The organism is Verrucomicrobiota bacterium (assembly GCA_027622555.1).
GTDB lineage: Bacteria > Verrucomicrobiota > Verrucomicrobiia > Opitutales > UBA2995 > UBA2995.
The window spans coordinates 19,878-39,373 of sequence record JAQBYJ010000019.1; the positions used below are offsets into that span (position 1 = coordinate 19,878).

Consider the following 19,496-nt stretch of genomic DNA (forward strand, 5'->3'; position numbering starts at 1 on the left):
TATTCGCTCTACCGAGTCTTATGAAACGTCGCTCAATCCAATTCCTGTTCGTTCTTTAACTGATACCAAATCGAATTTGGTATCAGTTATCACCGTGGCATGTCTGATGGGCTCCTCTGCATTCTGAAACACAGTCAATCTTTTGGAGACGCAAAACGATTCTTCCAACGGTTATTTGTAAACGATGTTTCCGTTGTGGGAGGACAAGAATTTCTTCCCTGTGATGATGTCTTTTTACCGCCTACCTTCTGATCTGAATCGCAAATGCCCGGCTGGGATTTTCAACCAACAGTTGATCCAAGTCTGCTTGGTTAAAACCCATTGATTGAAGTTTAGGAATCAGTTTTTCAGAGATGGCTGTGTAGGGGCGAAAACTGCCGCCATCGGGTTCTCCGGGTCGGTACCAGCCTGCGTCGTGGGAAATGAGAACTCTATGAAGTAAGCCCGCTTCCTTTAACCTGCTTAAGCCTGTCGCCACATACTCGATACGATTGTCCGCATCGGTTACATTGTCTATGGAAACCCATAATCCCATTTCGGCTGCTTTGATTTGATTCTCGGGAGTATCCTGAGTGGCATGCACCCAAATGAGTGTATCTGTAGCGACTCCTTCTTCCTGCAGTATTCCGGCCATCTGAAAAATAGCGATCGTGGGTCCGGTGTGACATGCGATCGTAAGTCCGGTTGCCAGGTGGGTTCTGCACGCCGCTCTCAAAAGTTTCTCGTGCATGGCTGACAATTCAGGATCACGATCAACGCCGATCTTGATGAATCCGGGACGGATGCCCGTTCCCTCAATTCCGGTCTTGAATTCCTTGATCCACAACTCAGCCAACTCATCGGCCGTCAGTTTCTGAATGTCCGAGGGGATAAACTTATTTTCTCGGGCCCCATAGTAGCCGGTATTGGTGATTATGTTCAGTCCTGTTTCCTCGGCCAATGACTTCAATAAAAGCGGATCGCGACCCAGGAATGCAGGCGTACATTCCACCAGACTATTGAATCCCAATGATCGTGCCTGGAGAAGGTGAGCTAAAACCTGTTTCTTCACGCTTGCACGGTCCCAGCGGTGATAACCTGTTTCTTCCGCCCCAATAAAATCCACTAAAATATGTTCGTGTTCCAAGGTCATCCCCAATTCTTGAGAGTCAATGGGGCCGCTCACAGTCATGATGGTGGCAGCGGTTAAGGAATACGAAATAAGGGTGGTGAACAGTAGGGTTAAGCTTACCGGGATTTTCATCTTAAGATTCGTCACCTTTCATAATCTACTTTCCTGCTAAACAATACAATTTCGAAACCGTGCGCAGATACAAACGACCGTTATCCACGATGGGTGTAGAGTGGGTGGCTTCATTAATCAAAGTACGTCCCAGTATTTCAAACGAATCGTCCGCTTTGAAAACCACCACTTCCGCTCGTCGCGATACCGCAAAAATCCGATCGTCGATTCGAATGGGTGAACTGAAAAAGGTATCACGTAAATTGCCTTTCCAGACTTCCTCACCCGTGGGGGCGTCGATGCAGGTGGCTATGCCGCCATCACTCACCAGGAAGAGTTTATTATCCTTGGCGACGGGTGTCGGCACATAGGGTGCGGACTTCTGGATTTTATAAACCACCTCAGGTACGCCACCTTTTTTGGAGGGTGGTCGAACTGCTGCCAGGAAGTGGCCTGCATTGCCATCTCCACAGCTGGCTATGATTAAGTCGCTGACTAGAATGGGCGACCCAATGGTTCTTTTTGGAAATAAGTCTGGTAGCTGCCAGATCGTTTCACCCGTGCGTGGATTGATCGCTGTCATTCCACTGGATGCTGAATTAAAAATTATTTGCGTCTGACCGTCCTTAGATCGATATAGTAGAGGGGTGCTGTACGAGGTCTTTCCATTTGGATCCCATGCCCGGTCAATGTCCCAAACGGTTTCGCCGGTGAATTTATTTAACGCATGAATCTTACTGGGACTCCGGCAGTCGTTTGCAATGAGGACCAAATCTTCAAATACAATAGGAGAAATACCTCCGCCGTGTTGGGTGTCGTGGGCTCCAAGGTCGCGTTGCCAAACGGCTTGGCCCTTGTGATTGACTGCAGCCAGTTGAAAGCGATTCGCATCGCTCCAGGCGACGTAGACATGTTGGGTGTCAACAGCCGGAGAGGATGATGCAAAGGTATTGAATTGGTGAAGTTTCCGGAATGCGGATTCAAAGGACAATCTCCAGATTTCTTTACCTGTTTTCGGGTTCAAACATAACAAAAGTGAATTGGGTTGGCCTGCTACGCTGCTCGTAAGGTACAAATGATCTTTCCAGATAATGGGGGAGGAGTGTCCATCACCGGGAAGCTCAATACTCCATAAATAGTCTTCCTCTGACCAACTGCTGGGAATAGTGGGAGCTGAATAAACGCCGGAGCCATCATGACCTCGAAATCGATTGGGTTTTTCACTCTCTTTCGCCGCAGCGACAGTAGAACAATAACTGGCTAGCATTAGCAAAGAACCTGCGATTACTGTTTTTGGGAAGGAACTGGTTTTCATGGGAAACATTTTGGGGATAAGAAAAAGGGCAACTAGTTCTAGGTCTTTGAATACTTTTTTGAGCCGACTGATATTCCATTCAAATTGTATTCCCAACGCCTATAAAACAAGCCAATTGATAGATCATAGTTTTGATAATAAACTTTTATCTACCGTGTGCCCTTGCCTGATTGAATGGAAGCCAGGTGCTCGCGCATGGTTTGGGCAATGACTGGATTATCCCGGATGACATTGGTCGCCTGATAGGGGTCTGCTCGTAAGTTGTAGAGCTGCTCTTTGGGTGCGTCCGGTTTTATTTTTCCATTTTCGAGGTCGCTGTTCACTTCGCCTGCAAAGTGGATGGCAGCAGGGCCACCGAAAAGATGGGTTCCTGCGTGGGGACTAGTGAAGCCTCCACCAGCTTGTGCGCTGATATACATCCAGTCACCAGCTCGCAGAGACAGGTGGGTACTCTTTTGAGGTGCAAGCACCAGGTGATCACGAACCCGGACTGACGTATTTTCAGTTAATGCTGGCAGAATATTGAAGCTATCTGGGGCTTCGCCATCTTGCAGCTCCCGACCCGTGACGGCGGCGAGCGTAGCCATCAAATCGACATTGGATACCAACTGATCTGATACGCTTCCGGCGGGAATTTTTCCGGGCCAGCGAGCAATGAAGGGCACGCGGTGTCCACCTTCCCAGGCGTCAAACTTAAAGCCGAGGAGATCTCCATTTTGTTTGTGCCCCAGCTTCCAGGCATCCTGGCCTCCCAGGTTGATCATGCCACCGTTGTCACTGGTGAAAATGACCAGTGTATTGTCCGCCAATCCTTCTTCATCCAGAGTGCGAGTCACTTCCCCAACGATCCAGTCCAGCTCGTGGACGAAGTCGCCGTAACGACCAGCCTCACTGGTGCCGCGGAATTGGGGGTGTGGAGTAAATGGGTGATGGATGTTGGTGGTGGGGAAATAGAGAAAGAACGGTTCGTCTTTGTGCTCCTTGATCCATTTAACAGCTCTTCCTGCAAGTTCAGTTCCGACCATGGTGTCGTCAAACACAGCATGCGCAGCTTCAGCGCCACCAATCTGGTCGATTCCCATTTTTTCCAGAAAGGGTTTGGTCTTGGCTACGGTGTCGTAAACGAATGGATCGTTTTCATCCAGGCCTACCACGCGATGGTTTTCCACATAGACAAACGGCGGATGGCTACCGACTACGGGCATGCCGAAGTAGTAATCGAAACCCAGTTCGAGTGGTCCCGGTTTGAGATCGCCATTCCAATTGGGAGTCCCTTCTCCGAAGCCCAAGTGCCACTTCCCGATGCAGGCTGTAGCATAGCCGGCATCCTTCATCACATCGGCCACCGTCTTTTTGTTCTCATCAAAAATGAGTCCCACTTTCAGAAACACGGGCGACCAGTGATCTCCTCTGAACGCATACTCACCGGTGAGAAGGCAATAACGTGACGGGGTGCAAACCGCTGAAGCGGTGTGAGCATCGGTGAAGCGCCGACCTTGTAGAGCCAACTTATCAATATTTGGCGTTCGTATCTTTGTCGCGCCGTAAACGCTCGTATCGCCGTAGCCTAGATCGTCAGCAAAGATGACGACGACGTTGGGCGGCGAAGCCGCAAGGGTCGAGGTCACCAAGGCGAGAGGCGAGGGGATAATGAGAAGTGAAATAAAGAGTCGGAGTATTTTCATAGGGTATATTATATAGAAAACTGTAGGAGGGGGTTTATCCCCCGATTGCTTCGAGGTCGTACAATGATCGGGGGATAAACCCCCTCCTACAGTTTCGTAATAAGTTATGAATAAAGGATCCAAGAGCCAACTATTTTAATATAATCAATGTGTCTTTCTATTTTTCCCGAGTTATGAGTTTTTTCATGGGGTATTGGTGTATTAAAATTGTAGGAGGGGGTTTATCCCCCGATTGCTTGGAGGCCTTCGAAAGATCGGGGGATAAACCCCCTCCTACAGCTAAGTCACCCTCGTTCCGGTGCAGTGCGCTTGGCTTTTACGCATTGGTCAAGGAGGGCTTTCATTTCACGAACGATTTCGGGGTATTGATTATATAAATTTATTGTCTGAGATAGATCTTTTTCCAAGTCGTAGAGTTGAGCAGGTGGAGCGTCGGCTTTGTATATGCCGTTTTCGATATCGCTGTTCACATGCTTTGTGAGCAAATGAGCGCCAGGGCCGCCACGTTCGTAGTCGGTTTCAAGTTTTCCACTGAATCCTCCACTTCCCTGAGCGCTGATATACATCCATTTGCCTTTTCGAATGGAAAGATTCGTTTTTCTTGAGGGACTCAGGACCAGATGATCGCGAATCTGCTCCTTGGGAGATCCAGTTAAAGCAGGTAAAACGTTAAAGCTATCCGGGCCTTCGGCTTTGGCTAAGGTTTGCTCAGTCAAGGCAGCCATGGTTGCCAGCAGATCCACATTACTGATCAGTTGATCGGAAACCGAGCCAGCAGGGATCTTCCCAGGCCAGCGTGCGATGAATGGAACACGGTGTCCGCCTTCCCAGGCACCGAATTTGAAGCCGAGTAGATCTCCGTTCAGCCGATGTCCAGCCTTCCAGGCGTCCTGTCCTCCGACGTTGAACATACCACCATTGTCGCTGGTGAAGATAACAAGTGTACTGTCGTCCAGCCCCTCTTCCTTAAGAGTATTCATGACCTCACCAACCATCCAATCGAGTTCATGGACATAGTCGCCGTAACGGCCACATTCACTGGTGCCTACAAATCTTGGAGCCGGCGTGAAGGGATGGTGGATGTTGGTGGTAGAAAGAATGAGGAAGAAAGGATCTTCCTTGTGTTCGCGGATCCATTGGACCGATTTCTCGGTGAGCTTGGTTCCGACTTCGCGATCCTTGTAAAGCGCGTGTGCGGCATCGGCTCCACCAATGTCATCGAGTTTTCTCTTTTCGGGAAACATCTCCGTGTTCGCCAATTGACCGTAGACGAACGGATCTTCCGGAACCAGTCCGACTACGCGGTGGTTTTCCACATAGACAAAGGGTGGGTGGCTGTTCACTACGGGTACGCCGAAATAGTAATCGAATCCCAATTCAAGGGGACCAGGTTTCAAATCTCCATTCCAGTTGGGTGTCTCTTCGCCGAAGCCCAAGTGCCACTTGCCGATGATGGATGTTGCGTAACCCGCACGTTTCATGACATCGGCCACGGTTGTCTGATCCGGATCAATAAGTAGCCCAACTTTCAGGAACACGGGTGACCAGTGGTCTCCGCGGAACGCGTACTCGCCTGTGATTAAGTTATAGCGCGAAGGCGTGCAAACGGCCGATGCGGAATGCCCATCGGTGAATCTGCGACCCTCGATTGCCAGGCGGTCGATGTTCGGCGTCTTGAGTTTGGTCGCACCGTAACAGCCCGTGTCGCCATAGCCAAGATCATCCGCAAAGATGACCACGACGTTTGGCGGCGAAGCCGCATGTGACGAGGCCATCAGGACGAGAGGCGAGGGGATAGTAAGAAGCGCAGTAAAAAGTAGGAGTATTTTCATGGGGTAATGGAGATTGTTGTAGGAGGGGGTTTATCCCCCGATTGCTTGGAGGTCGTTCGAAAATATCGCGAGATAATCCCGCTCCTACAGTTTGAAAATAAATTTTGAATGTAGCGGTTAGGCATTTATGTTTTTCTTTCCTGCTGATCCAATCCACTCTGGCATGGGCAGATTCTTTTCTCCAGCTATATTAATCCACGACTTGGCTTCCTCCCTGCAGTGGAAATAAGGCCATTCGCTGTCAGTGGTTATCAAGCCTTTTCGATAAGGATTCATCAGCATGTATCGCAACACAGAGCCGACGGAATCTTCAGGACGCAGTCGACGATCAAAGTAACCATTCTCCCATTTTAATTCGTTTTTTCTCAATTCCGGGGTCATTCGTCCTTTGTATAGACGAACCAGATCTTGCAAGTTTGTTTCGGTGTTTAATTCAACTAGTAGGTGAACATGATCCGGCATATGAACGATGCCATGGACGGCCCGACATTTGTCTTTTTCGAGCGTTTTCAAATGGGTCAGACTCGATTCGAATAGTTCCTTCGAATCCAAACCCGACTGACCAGTCCTCAGACAGATGGTTAAGAAATACATCGTGTCTTGGGCGGACCATCTGCCTTTGCGTAGAGCTGCATGACCTTTTGAAGGGTCTCTCATATTCTATAAGGTTGACACTGTAGGAGGGGGTTTATCCCCCGATTGTTTGTAATCGTTTGAAAATCGGGGGATAACCCCCCCTCCTACAGTTTGATAATTAAAATGATCCCATTTCTATTTCAGCGTTCGAATGTAGGCGAGGAGATCGGCCACTTGTTCGTGGGGTAATTGGTCAATCAACCCTTCCGGCATGGTGGAACGTCCCATGACCTGATCCAGACTTTTGATTTCGTTTTTTGGAATAAACAGTGAACCGCCTCCCATAAAACGAAGCGTGACACCGCGTTCATTTTCTTTTTCCAAATAGCCTTCCACCAGGCTGCCATCCGTTTTCTGGACGCGACGTACCGTATAGGCACCTTCCATGGCAGCGTTCGGATCCAGGATGGCGGTGAGCAAGGCTTCATGGTCGCGATAACCAGAGCCATCCAATGCAGGCGCCCATCCTGGTCCCTCAGACCCCACACTGTGGCAGGCAAGACAGATCGCGGTGAAAAGTGGTTTACCCAATTGAGGATCTCCTGACTCAGACTCGGCAATATCCATGAAGGCATCGTAAGTTTCCTGATAAGCTGCAATCTTCTCGGTTTGGCGTTGCTGAAGGAGTGTCTCAAGTCGTTTGGATTTGATCTTGTTTCCAACCATACGTTCAAGATTCCAGGTATCGATCTGGTCCTCCTTCAATATGCCTTTTTCCAACAGAGTCAGCAAGGTTTGAGAACCGGGTCTGGATGCGGATAAGGCCTTTATGAACGCGTCTCTTTGAAAGTCGCTTAAGGAACTCAGGAAAGGATTGAGCAGCTTTAAATCTACATTTCCTTTTGCCTTAATCAGCGCGTTGATGGCGGCCAGTCGCAGGTCAAAACTCATGGATGGATTTTCGAACAGGCTTTGAAAGGCGGCTTTTGTTTTTGCTGTTGGTTCTCTTTCCAGGGCGGCGATGGCTCCAGTTAAAACCACGGTATCCGAAGCGGGAGATTCGAGCAGGTGAATGATTGAATCCTCAAAGCTGGAAATCCTATAGCCTACTGCCGCCTTCAATCCGATTGCCTGGTCGTTAAGGTCCGGTGTAGTGAGCAAATAACCCACAGCAGGTTCCAGCAATGGTTTTAATGCTTGGGAGTCGACTTGTCCGAGAACCTGGTTGGCCGTTGTTACCAGGTGCCTGGCATTCCACAAGTTTCCGAATGGGGGTTCAACGACCTTTCGAATGGCCGAGGTATTTAGGTTATTAATGATCTCGATAAAGGTTGGGGCATCCCAGGGCTTGGCCTGAATTGAATCCCAGAGCGCCAGAAAGTAGGGCTCACGCTTTTCCGGACTCAGAGCCTGGATGGCCCAGAAACGATGCTCGGCCGATTGTTTTTGCGAAAGTGGGCTTTCGAGATAAACGGTCAATTCGTCTTCATATTTTTCCAGTGCCACGCGGGCCAGGTAGCGTTCAAACTTGCGTTCGTAAGGTCCGCCCAAAGCTTCACCGGGAATGTCCGGCCGGCAATAGCTCAAAAGGATGTCGATGGTTTCGTTGTTGGCTTGGCCATAATCCGCCAGGGTGCGCAATACCTGCGAGCGCACCATCACGTTCTTGTCGTTTATGAAATCTTCCAAATAGTCTGCCATACGTGACGGAGGTATATCGAAGCTGGCCAGTGACCGAATCGCCTCCCGGCGCAACTCGTCCTCGGAAGAATCGAGGAGTGTTTTCATCAGGCGGGAATCAAAATGATGGAGCCCTTCCAGGGACCATAGAGCGTGGATGCGTGTGGTGACATCCGCTCGTTTGTCCTTGGCCAGTTTGATCAACTGGGGTGCGAGTTCCTTGGCGGCACGGTCGGTAATCTGATGCCAGGCCGCACGTTTTTCCCAGAGCGATGGGCCCTTCAAATGGGAGACCAGATCCTTGGTGGGTACTTCGTAGAGGTTGGGAATCTTGCCGGGCTTTTGACTTTCGTGACGGATACGCCAGATGCGGCCGTGGGATTTGTCCCGGTCGGGGTGACTGCGGGCAAGCTCATTGTGTGAAATGATTTTGTTGTACCAGTCGGCGATGTAGAGGCAGCCGTCGGGTCCAAACTCCAGGTTCACGGGACGAAACCAATCGTCCTTCGATTTAAGCAGGTCTGGCAAATGCTCAGCCGATACGGTCCCATCGGGATTACGGACGATGCGTACGGCGTTGATGCTGCTGGTAATACAATTTGCCAGCAGCGCGACATCTCCCCATTCGGGAGGAAAACTGTTTTCCATCCCATCGGCGAATTCCAGTCCCGAAATGCCGGTTCCCCCTACACGGAAATCGTGCAATTCAGGAATCCAAGGCTGATAGGGACGTAGGCGGGCATTTCCAATTCCTTTATATCCGGTACCTGGCTCCATGGGAACCACCGACCAGCTTAGATCATTGGCTTCTGTTCCATAATACAGGCCATTGGCCCGCATTTGGAATCCCCAGATGTTATTTAAACCGGATGAAACCAATTCAAGCCGCGCTCCATCCATCGACATGCGTACAATCTTGCTGTAATCTATTTGCAATGTATCTCCGCTGACCAGGGATTCTACATTGCTCCAGTTCAGAGCACCCTGACTGAAATGAATCCAGTCTCCAGGACTGCGAATCAGCAAATGAGCCATGGTGTGGGTATCGATAAACCCGAAACCGGTCAGTGTCCTTTTCCGTTCATCTGCAAAACCATCTCCGTCAGTATCATTTAGAAAGAACAGCTCGGATCCTTGAGCCACATAGGCGCCATTCTTGTAAGGAAGAATACTTTGTGGTATGGCCAAACCGTCGGCCCACACGCGTGGTTTGGATGGATTTTTTGCGTGCGGATCGTCTATGATTAGAATCTTGTCGTCCCCCTGTTCCTTTCCTTCATAAAACTTCCGAATACGTTCGAACTCCGGATTCTTTTGCATGATATCGGGATCTTCCATCAGTTTGCGGATCTCGCCAAATTGCACGTCGGCAAAAGGATCCAGCGGATACATGATCGCAGTCTGCGTCCAGAGTCTTCCTGCGTCATCGAAGGTCAGATCGATCGGATTGACAATGCCGTCCTTCTCACTGGCCACGAGTTCTATTATAAATCCTTCTGGTAATTCAAAGCCAGCGAGCTCTTCTTCGGGTGTCCAGATTTCCGTTCGGAAGGAATGGGTTTTCTTGGCCGGCAGGTTTGCTGCTCCAAGAAACAGAATGCTTAGGCCCAGTGCAGTTTTAATATGGGGCAGTATTCGAGGTGACATCGTTTTAGGGCTTGATGATGTGGGTATGTGGCTTTGCACCACGAAATTGAAAATGTGCTACTCCCGTGCGACCCATTTGGCTGCGTTGATCAGGATTTTTTTGTAGTCGATGTGATCGTGGGCTCGTTCGTCATGACCTAGGGTATAGCCGACTATTCTAGCCTTCGGATGCTCGGTGATCCAGACTGCAGGGTGGCGTTCGCCAGATTTCACGCTGACGCTTGTTTCGGCGAGCACTTGAATCTTACTGGCTCCCTCAGGAGGACCTCCCGCATTCATCATGTAAAGTTCATCGGCGAATCCAAATTCGGCAGATACGCCTTTCATGATTGGGTGACGCTTATCGACCACGCGAACGTCCATCGGGCCGAGCTTGTCGTGTCCGCGTGTGCCACCGCCTACGACCTTCATGTTGAGCTCAGGCCAATCCTTGTAACCGTACCAGGTGCCCGGGTGATGCATGATGACGCCTTTGCCCGCGGCGATGCGATCCATAAGTGCTTTGCGGTATTCGGGAGTGTCGAAATCTGTGCGGTTGACGCTTATGATGGCGACATCGGCATTGGCCAGTTCCTTGGTCGCTTGCGCATTGTCTTCTGTGTAGTGAACGGTGAGTCCTGCTGCTTCCAGCGTTTTGGAATCGGTCTCTCCGAAGAATTTGTGAAACTCGTGCGAGGATCCACCGCTAATGATGAGGACGGAGGTTTTACCTGCTTCCCACTCGACGGGTGTCGCCGGGATGGGGGGTGGCCACTTGGGCTTACTTTGAACGGGGGCAGAGGGCGTGGCCGGTTTGGCGGTGTTTGTTTGCTGTGCTTGTTGAGGGCTGGCTTGATTTCTAATAAAGGCTAGAATGTCGCGCAGGCCTTCGGCTCCCAGAGCTTCGAATCCTTCCGGCATTAAGCTGCGGTTGGTGTTCTCACGCTTGGCGATATTCGAGGTGGCGATTTCCCTAACTCCAGCTTGCGTTGCGAGGTTTACGGAAGACGCGTTTTCTGATGATATGATGCCGACAAAGGTCTCACCGCTCTTAGTCGTGATATTGTGAGCCAAATAGTTTTGTTCTATGACGCGGTTAGGATCAATGATCTGGCCGAGTAGCTCTGCCGCTCCGTGGGCGCCCATTCCGTCCAGGGAGGGGCCGACCGCCGTTCCAACTCCTCCGAGCTGGTGGCAGACAGTACAGGCGGCAAATAAAACTTTTCCTTTATTGGGATCTCCAGGTTTATCCACATCAGGAAGGAGATTTGCGATTAGATCATCTTTTTCTGCAATTTCAGGAGCCACTTTATAGAGAATTATATAGGCGGCACGAGAGGTGTCACTATCCGGATGTTTCCTCATACGCGACAGGTTGCCGGGGCCAAGATCTGCGGGTGGAATCGTTCCGTCATCTATCAGCTTGAGTAATTCCTGGGTCCATTTTGGGCGCTTGATGATTTGGTCGAAAGTTTTCAACTTTAATGGACCTTGTTGAGCGATGAAGTAATCGATCAGTATCTTCCCTAAATCTGCTCCTTCCACATCTCCAATCGCCGCGAGAATACCCTCTTTTAGAGAGTCACTGCCATGGCCGTTGAGGATGGTTTTTATGGCTGGCAGTATCGCTATATCGCTACCACGGATACTGACTAAGCTTCGAGCGACCATAGCTCGTTGCGATTCACTCAGGTTGGTTTTTTTGAGATTGTCTAGCAGTGAACGAGTGAGCGCTTTCGTTTGTGAGACGAGTTCTCCTTTGGAATCCCATCTAACAGCCATAGGCAGTACGAGCGTGCTGACTTCGTCGTCCTTAAGTAAAGATGCCAACGAAGTTTTCAGAGATCGGTTGAGTGGTGGTGGGGCTTGGGTGCTTTCGGCGAGACCTCGCAAGATTATGCCTTTCGTGGAAGCAACATTCGCTCCAGCTTGACCGCAGGCTTTGAGTAGTCGGGCTGCGTTGGCCGCGGCCTTGTTGCCGTTGAGTGCCGCAGGTGTGAGAGCGGAGGTGAAGGCCAGTAACGACGTGTTGGGATCCGTCTTGAGGGTTGCGGTCAGAACGGCCACGGCCTTGTCAACGGATGCCGATACTAATGCGGATCGGGTCCAGTCGTCCTGGGCACTCTTCGCTTGAGCAACGATTTCTGTTGGACTCAATTGGGATGCCTTTTCGTAGCTTCTCACGGCATCGCTTCCAACGAAACTGGGCGAAGTGCTGTCTCGTTCGAGTAGCAGACGTTGAGCCGTGCTTCGAATTTGTTCGTTCGGGCTTTGAGTCGCTTTCTTTAACGCGGCAACGTCTTTGGGATTCAATGAAGTCGGTCCTATAGCCTTGGCCTGTTTGTGCTGAACTTTCCAGATACGTCCGTAATAGTGGTCGCGATCGGGCCGGACAGCTGCGTTTGCCGGTCCGTGGGTAGGCCCACGCGTATCGTTGTGTATAACGGCTTGATTACAAAAATCCACGACATACATCGCTCCATCGGGTCCGGTCATAACGTCTATCGGACGGAACCAAAGGTTTGTACTGCGAATGAATTCCGTTTGTTCACGACCTGCTTCCTTGGTGGCTTTGTAACTGATTCCTTCTTTGGCCATGTTGAAATGGCCGATTATGTTTAGGGTCGGTTCAGTGGTGAAGTAGCTGTGATTCCATTTATCGGGCCATGCGCCTCCTTCGTAGATGACGCAGCCTGCTCCCGCGGTATAGCGACCGACCTGGTCGATTTGCACGTAAGCTTGCTGTTCCCATTGCATGGCTGGAAAGGTTAGGGCTCCGGGGAGAAGACCGTTGGTTCCTATGACTCCGGGCAGCTTGCCCTTGGCCAGAATGGCTTCGGGTAAAACAACGTGGAGGAGCGGATTGCCGGTGGTAGGTTGAGTGTAGAAAACTTCGCCCGCCATGGTGGTGTCCATTCCCCAGGTATTTCCACTGCGCGATGCGTATTGCTCAAAGGCGGTTCCGTCGGCTTTGAAACGAACGACTCCACTACCGATCGCACCGAAGTCTTGGCTGCCGTCCCCTGAGGTGACATTTTGGGAGCTTGAGTATCCATGTGTCGCATACACCCAGCCATCTGCGCCGTAATGGAGATTATTGATGACAGCGTGAGTATCGCGGATTCCAAGATTGGTGTAGAGCTTGGTTCGCTTGTCTGCGAGGTCGTCCCCATCGGTATCTTCGAGAAACCAGATGTCGGGAGCACTAGCGGCAATGACGCCGTTTTTATGAAAGACAAAACTATTAACCAGTTCCAGTTTGTCGGCGAAGACCTTCTTCTTATCCATGACACCGTCGCCGTCGCTATCGGTCAGGATACTAATTCGGTCGAAGGGATCGCGGTCGTAGACCCCGGGTACCAATGAACCGGAATCCATCCATGGAACCACATTCTGTTCGCGCCTACCATTGGGATACTCGGGAGTCTCAGCAACCCAAAGGCGACCTTGGTGATCCCAATTAATTTTCATGGGATTGTTGATAAGCGGCTCGGAGGCCACGAGAGACAGTTCAAATTCCGGATGTATTTCGAGGTGCGTTGGAAGAACTTCGGGGTGGGGGACGCCACCTTCCACGTAGCGGAGTGCGTCACCCAGTTCATTGGGTTTGCAAAGTTCGTCTACGTTGTCGCGCTTGGCTGCCCAAGCGATACCGCGAAGAATCATGGTTTGAACACCCGTGTGCGAGAAATTCTTATTCCAGTGTCCGGGAATGTGAACGAAGGACCGGTAGGGTGAACCTCCTTCGAGCTGGTTTTCGTAGGTCCAGATTTGTGGCTGAATATCGTAGATGTTTACGCCTTTTCTTTTGGCAACTGCTTCAGCTGCCCGGGCTTGGGCATCCAAGTTTCCTTTACCTTTAGTGTCCTTACCCTTGGGAGTGTAGACGGCGGCAAGGACTTTCACCTCCGGAAGCATGTCCATGTCGTAGTATATCTCGTCCTCGAGATCGAAGTTGGAAAGATCCTTGGTGATCGGACTTTCCAGATTGGTGAAATACAAGCTCATAGGCGCTTCGAGGAAGCGAGTGGTACCAAAGCGCCAGGAGCCGCCGATGATGGATTTGTACCAATCGGGATCGCGCGAAACGGCCCCGGCGTGAATAACAACCAGCCCTCCACCGCGCTTGAGAAATGATTCCAGGTTATTGCGCTGCTCGCCCTTGGTAATATTGCCGCCTCCTTCGCGTTGAGGATGAGCACGTCCGAATTGTTAAGTTGTTCCTGTGTAGGAAACTCAAGGCTGCCATCACACTGAACTCCGCGTGATTCGAGTAGCGCCGTCCAGTTTTTCAGGAATTGAGGATGCTCATGGGCGCCGGGGGCGTGTGTTTTTTCTCCTGCGCGTATAAAGACCCGAATCGGATCGGCGGATTGCAAGGTGGTTGCAAAGAGAGCCAAAGTGAAAAGAAGGAATAGGTAGTTTTTCATATGGGGTACTTATCTGGAAATTGCCTTTGGAATCGATTTTCCTGCATCGGTGAAAAATTCAGGTTAGCTTACCGGCGGTCGGTTGTGTTGGGCGCGTAGCTGGGTCCAGGGGGATTCTTCGGATACGTCTACGATATTGGGTTCTCCACCTTTCAAGGGGGAGAGGATGGCCAGGAAAGTTACGTCTTCATCGAAAGGGTTGTAGGTTCCGTGAACGGCGTCTTGGGGTATGAGTGCCATTTCACCGGCTTTTAAAATGCGGTATTCGTCCTCAACCCACTGCTCGGCCTGGCCTGAGACTACGTAAATTATTTCTTCTCGAGTAGGGTGTCGGTGGAAGGGATGGGAATGGCCAGCCTCTATGGTGGCCCGCACCATCAGAAGCTCTTCAGCTCCTACAAGTTCTTGATTGGATAGCCATTCGACGGTAGCCCAAGGATCTTTCTCCTGTTTGACGTCTGCGGCTTGCATGAAACGGTTTGTTTTATCGGACATGGTTATTATAAAAGATGATAAGCATTCAAAGGATTGATACGCTATAATTGAAATGAATTAGGATTGATTTATCAGTTCTAATAATTTCTCTGCGCAGGCTTTAGCAAATTCAGGGTCGTTGATTTCGAGTTCGAAATCGATCACTTCCACTTCTGCATTTTCACGAATGGCTTCGAACAAAGCTTTGTCGGCATCTGGGTCGTGGAAAGCCAATCCTTCTCCATTGATTTCGCTGACGGCTTTGAGTGGATTGAGGATAACTACTGGCGCAGAGTTAGCGTTGGCTTTTTCTGCGATGATCTTACCAATCTTCGAACACTCATTCGCATTGGTTCGCATGAGTGTGACCTGGGGATTGTGAATGTAGAAGGTACGATCGGCGAACTGCTCGGGTACTGTCTCGCGTGGACCAAAGTTTGCCATGTCGACACAGCCTGGCGCGACCACTGCAGGTACCTTGGCCTTGGTCATGGCATCCATGCGGGTTGGTCCGGCGGATAAGGTAGCTCCCACCACTTCGTCCGCCCATTCAGTGGTCGTAACGTCGAGGATGCCTGAGACCATGCCGCTTTCGATTAGACTCTCCATTGCCTGACCGCCTGATCCGGTGGCGTGGAAGACCAGCACTTCGTAACCGGCATTTTCGAGAACTTCTTTTGCGAGGTTCACGCAGGTGGTGGTGTTTCCAAACATACTGGCTACAATGAGAGGCCTACCTGCCTCTTCATCTACCTTTGCTTCAACCATCCCGGAAATAGCGCCTGCCGCTCGGGTGAAAATCATTCGTGATATACGGTTCAATCCACTCACATCCACAATACTGGGCATCATAACAATGTCTTTCGTCCCTACGTAATGAGCCGTATTTCCGCTCGCTACCGTAGACACCATAAGTTTCGGAAATCCGATGGGAAGTGCTCGCATGGCTGCTGTTCCGATCGCTGTACCGCCTCCGCCACCGAGGGAAATAACACCGTCAATTTTCCCCGCTTCGACAAGCTGTGCCAGAAATACGGGTACGGCTTTAGAAATGGCCACCACGCATTCACCGCGGTCGTGCCGTTTCATGAGAGGAACGAGGTCAAGTCCGGTTGCTGTGGCCACGTCGTATTTGGAATAGTCGGGAGTTACTTTTGGCTCACCACCCGTTCCCACATCAATGAGTACTACCTGGTGTCCTCGATCCCGAATCCGGTCTGCGACAAATAAATGTTCGTCGGCCTTGGAGTCGAGTGTTCCTAGAATTGCGATTGTTGCCATGGGGTATTTTGTCCGTGTTAGTTCTTAAATTTGTATGGGTATGAATTCCAAGATACACGACCGGCACTTCGAGGACGCAGTAGCCTTACCTTGAGCTGTCTTGGTAGGGCAGAAGCATCCTGGCTCCGCCGCCGATCGGATGAAGGCATTCCAAATGACCAGTATTGTTGAAAACATAGATATATCAGCCTTTGCGCTTAACCGGTATGGATTTGAATTCTTGTGTGATGTTTACCAGGGCCTTTTCGACTGCAATACGTTCCAGGCTGGAGGCACCCACGAATCCAACGGCATCGGTACGTTCATTAATAAACGCTGCATCGGATGGGCTGAGTATGGGGCCACCGTGACTGAGGTAAATAATGTCGTCGCGCACGGATTTTCCGGCATCGATGATTGCTTGAGTTTGGGTAGCGGCATCATCGAGAGATATCGCGGCGTCGGTTACGCCGATGGAACCGCCGACGGTGCAACCCACATGCGCAATGATGACATCCGCCCCGGCTTCGGCCATGGCTTTAGCCTCCTCGGGTTTGGCGACATAAACAATGGAAAACATATCCATCTTGCGGGCCATGGCGACCATTTCGAATTCCTTTTTCACGCTCATGCCGGTTTCTTCAAGGGTCTGGCGGTACTGGCCATCTACGATCATGTGAGTGGGAAAATTGTTAACCCCGCTGAACCCCATGTTCTGAACCTGGAGTAACCAGTGCCACATACGGCGTCGTGGATCTGTGGCATGGACCCCGCAGATCACGGGGATCTCTTCGACCACCGGCAGCACTTCGAATTCACCAATCTCCATGGCAATGGCGTTCGCATCACCGTAGGACATCAACCCGGCGGTGGATCCATGGCCTGCCATACGAAAGCGTCCCGAGTTATAAATGATGATGACATCGGCTCCGCCTTTCTCTATAAACTTGGCGCTGATGCCCGTTCCTGCACCAGCGGCAATGATCGGTTCGCCTTTGCTGAGAGTATCATGCAAGCGCTCCAGCACTTCAGTTCTTGTGTAGGGGTTTCCTTTTCCTGTCCATTTATTTGGCATGTGGAGATATTTACTGCTTCTCAATCTATCCGGCAACTCCTTTTGCTCAACATGAATATATCGAATATACACATTGCAGATAATTGATAACCCCTAAATAAGCTTTTAAAATAGAAATACTATCTATTATCCTACATTGATTCGCCTAAAATATGATATTCGACTCTCAGCAATCAGTTCCTTTGGAGGATATTCAAAATCTGGCTGACTCTCAGTATCAGGTGGTCCGCTCGGATGATTCGGATAAGCGTGATTGGCTATCGGACAGCCCGATTTGTCCATTGCTTTCTCAACACCATATTGCTCATGTCGGCATTCTATGGGCTCGGTTTCCTTTTGAGCTCATGCGGACCAATCAATCTGGTTCCTATATGATGGCTTGTTTCGCAGGTGAAGGGAAGGTGCTTGTCGACGGAAACTGGAAACATCTTCGTGCAGGTGAAGCCTGTCTCCTGCCGCCCTTTGTGTTGAACACTTTTAAATGCCTTGAAGGTACGCCCTGGCATTTTTGTTGGGTGCGTTATCTTGAGTCTAGAGAAATAAAACCCATTGTTTCCGAAAATTCTCCTGTGCTTGGATCTTACGATCATACACCGATGTTGGCAGCCATCAATGGACTGCATGCTGAGAGTAGAGGTCTAAATAATCCTGGCGCGCTGAATCACTGGATCGATTTGATTCACCAGTATGTCCTGCGCTTCGCTCAACCACACGATTACGACGATCGACTTTGGAAACTCTGGCAGCAGGTCGAGCCTCGCTTGGCTCGTAAGTGGAGTTTGGCGGAACTCTCGGATATAGCCCACCTAAGTGAGGAGCACCTGCGTCGATTATGCCGCAAACATTACGGCAGAAGTCCCATGCAGCAATTGACCTTTCTAAGGATGCAACGGTCCAAAACCTTGCTAAGCACGACCAACGACAAAATTGAAACCATTGCCCGAGCAGTTGGTTACGAAAACCCTTTTACCTTCTCTACTTTATTCAAACGTTGGGTTGGGTGGAGTCCTTCGAAGTTTCGATAGGTCTCTGATTACCCAAATTGTATTTAAGCAACCCATGCGTAGCTGAATTGTGTAAACACTTATTTTGACAAGGGTACCGCGTTTTCTACCCAAGCGGACGGTCGGCTGTTTTGCGCCAGGTCGTTTTCAAACGTTTCAATGTAGGCGAGCAATCGATTTGTGATGGTATCACTCCCGTCTAAAAGATTTTTTGATTCTCCAATATCGCTTTCTAGATTGTATAACGCTTTGGGTACGCCTTCCTCGACGTGTAGTTTCCAGTTTCCAGATCTGACTGCTCTAAGATTCGTGGAACTGTGATAAAAGAATGCCTCGTGCGGTGTGGGGGCACCTTGGGTTAGAACAGGCCAGATGTCTCTGCCATCTATTACCCGGTCGGTTGGGATTTGAGCTCCAGCTAGTTTGGCAAAGGTGGGAGCAAGTCCATGGCGGTCATCAATTCATTGTTTGCCTTGCCTGCTGGGATCTTTCCCGGCCAGCGAATGACGGTGGGTTCGCGCATGCCCCCTTCAAAGGTGCTTCCTTTTTTACCCTGTAAGGGCGTGGCTTTTCCTACGGCAGGACCATTGTCGGATGTGAAAATTACCAGGGTGTTATCATCGAGCCCGTGCTTTTTTAATGTGTCCAGAAAAGTGATCCTGTCGGGGATGTTGTTGATGAATATCGTGGCTATAGGGGATACCGAAAAATTCGTCGAATCCTTGCCTGGTTGGAAGAAATTCCGGTTGGTCACCCAGGTGCCATTTCCCGAAAATGCCGGTTTTGTAACCGACCGATTTAAGCACTTCAGCTATGGTCACTTCCTCGGGGTTCAGACCTTTGCCGTCTCCGGCCAGCAATACAACGAAGTCAGTTCCGTAAGCCAGATCGACTCGTTTGGGATAGCTTCCGGTCATCAATGCTGCGCGGGAAGGCGTGCAGAGAGCTGCGGCCATATAGAAACTGGTGAGCTTCATACCTTCGGCTGCCATCTGATCTATGTTTGGTGTATAGACGTGTTCACCACCAAAACAACTGAGGTCAGCGTAACCTTGGTCGTCGGTGAAGATGATGACGAAGTTGGGAGCTCGATCTTCAACTTGGGGTCCACATCCTGACATGAACAAGGAAAGCAGAAGCAGGGGAGTGGCGAGGAATCTCATGTCGGGGTGGTTGGTATGAGTTCAATATTGGAATGGCATCCTATCAGTCGGCAATCTCAATTGCCGGAATACTATATTTCGGAAGCGAAATGGAGAATTCACCAATCCGGAGGGAGAAATCGACAGTTTTTCATTTTAAGAATGACTCGACTGT

Annotated in this window: 11 protein-coding genes and 1 pseudogene; 1 reads left to right on the plus strand and 11 read right to left on the minus strand. The window is 50.3% G+C overall.

The genetic code is table 11. From position 1 onward, the window contains the following. Positions 1-241: 241 nt before the first annotated feature. From O3C43_07115 to O3C43_07160, 10 genes are all read right to left on the minus strand, one after another. Complete coding sequence (locus tag O3C43_07115; protein ID MDA1066256.1) at positions 242-1,243, minus strand: phosphotriesterase; 1,002 nt, start codon at positions 1,241-1,243, stop codon at positions 242-244. A 25-nt stretch (positions 1,244-1,268) separates the two neighbouring features. Further along, positions 1,269-2,537, minus strand: a complete 1,269-nt coding sequence (locus O3C43_07120) for a PQQ-binding-like beta-propeller repeat protein (protein MDA1066257.1) — start codon at positions 2,535-2,537, stop codon at positions 1,269-1,271. A gap of 149 nt (positions 2,538-2,686) precedes the next feature. Further along, the gene (locus O3C43_07125) at positions 2,687-4,222 is read right to left on the minus strand and encodes an arylsulfatase (GenBank protein MDA1066258.1); all 1,536 of its coding nucleotides are present in this window, start codon (positions 4,220-4,222) and stop codon (positions 2,687-2,689) included. A 284-nt stretch (positions 4,223-4,506) separates the two neighbouring features. Further along, entirely contained in the window at positions 4,507-6,054 is a 1,548-nt protein-coding gene (locus O3C43_07130; GenBank protein MDA1066259.1) for a sulfatase-like hydrolase/transferase, read from the minus strand. A gap of 117 nt (positions 6,055-6,171) precedes the next feature. Beyond that, positions 6,172-6,711, minus strand: coding sequence for a transposase (locus tag O3C43_07135; protein MDA1066260.1), 540 nt, complete (start codon positions 6,709-6,711; stop codon positions 6,172-6,174). 114 nt (positions 6,712-6,825) lie between these two features. Continuing rightward, positions 6,826-9,957 carry a HEAT repeat domain-containing protein gene (locus tag O3C43_07140; GenBank protein ID MDA1066261.1) on the minus strand — a complete coding sequence of 1,044 codons (3,132 nt, stop codon included), beginning with the start codon at positions 9,955-9,957 and terminating at the stop codon, positions 6,826-6,828. Between the two features lie 57 nt (positions 9,958-10,014). Further along, on the minus strand, positions 10,015-14,079 hold the full coding sequence (locus O3C43_07145; GenBank protein MDA1066262.1) for a ThuA domain-containing protein: 4,065 nt from the start codon (positions 14,077-14,079) through the stop codon (positions 10,015-10,017). A gap of 350 nt (positions 14,080-14,429) precedes the next feature. After that, positions 14,430-14,861, minus strand: coding sequence for a cupin domain-containing protein (locus O3C43_07150; GenBank protein ID MDA1066263.1), 432 nt, complete (start codon positions 14,859-14,861; stop codon positions 14,430-14,432). A 57-nt stretch (positions 14,862-14,918) separates the two neighbouring features. Further along, positions 14,919-16,121, minus strand: a complete 1,203-nt coding sequence (locus O3C43_07155) for a Tm-1-like ATP-binding domain-containing protein (protein ID MDA1066264.1) — start codon at positions 16,119-16,121, stop codon at positions 14,919-14,921. A 184-nt stretch (positions 16,122-16,305) separates the two neighbouring features. Then, on the minus strand, positions 16,306-17,175 hold the full coding sequence (locus O3C43_07160) for a phosphoenolpyruvate hydrolase family protein (GenBank protein ID MDA1066265.1): 870 nt from the start codon (positions 17,173-17,175) through the stop codon (positions 16,306-16,308). A gap of 152 nt (positions 17,176-17,327) precedes the next feature. Between O3C43_07160 and O3C43_07165 the strand changes: the two genes are divergently transcribed. Further along, complete coding sequence (locus O3C43_07165; protein MDA1066266.1) at positions 17,328-18,200, plus strand: AraC family transcriptional regulator; 873 nt, start codon at positions 17,328-17,330, stop codon at positions 18,198-18,200. 59 nt (positions 18,201-18,259) lie between these two features. On the opposite strand, the pseudogene O3C43_07170 reads toward O3C43_07165, so the two are convergent. After that, positions 18,260-19,300 (minus strand): annotated as a pseudogene (locus O3C43_07170) (sulfatase-like hydrolase/transferase). Positions 19,301-19,496: the final 196 nt, after the last annotated feature.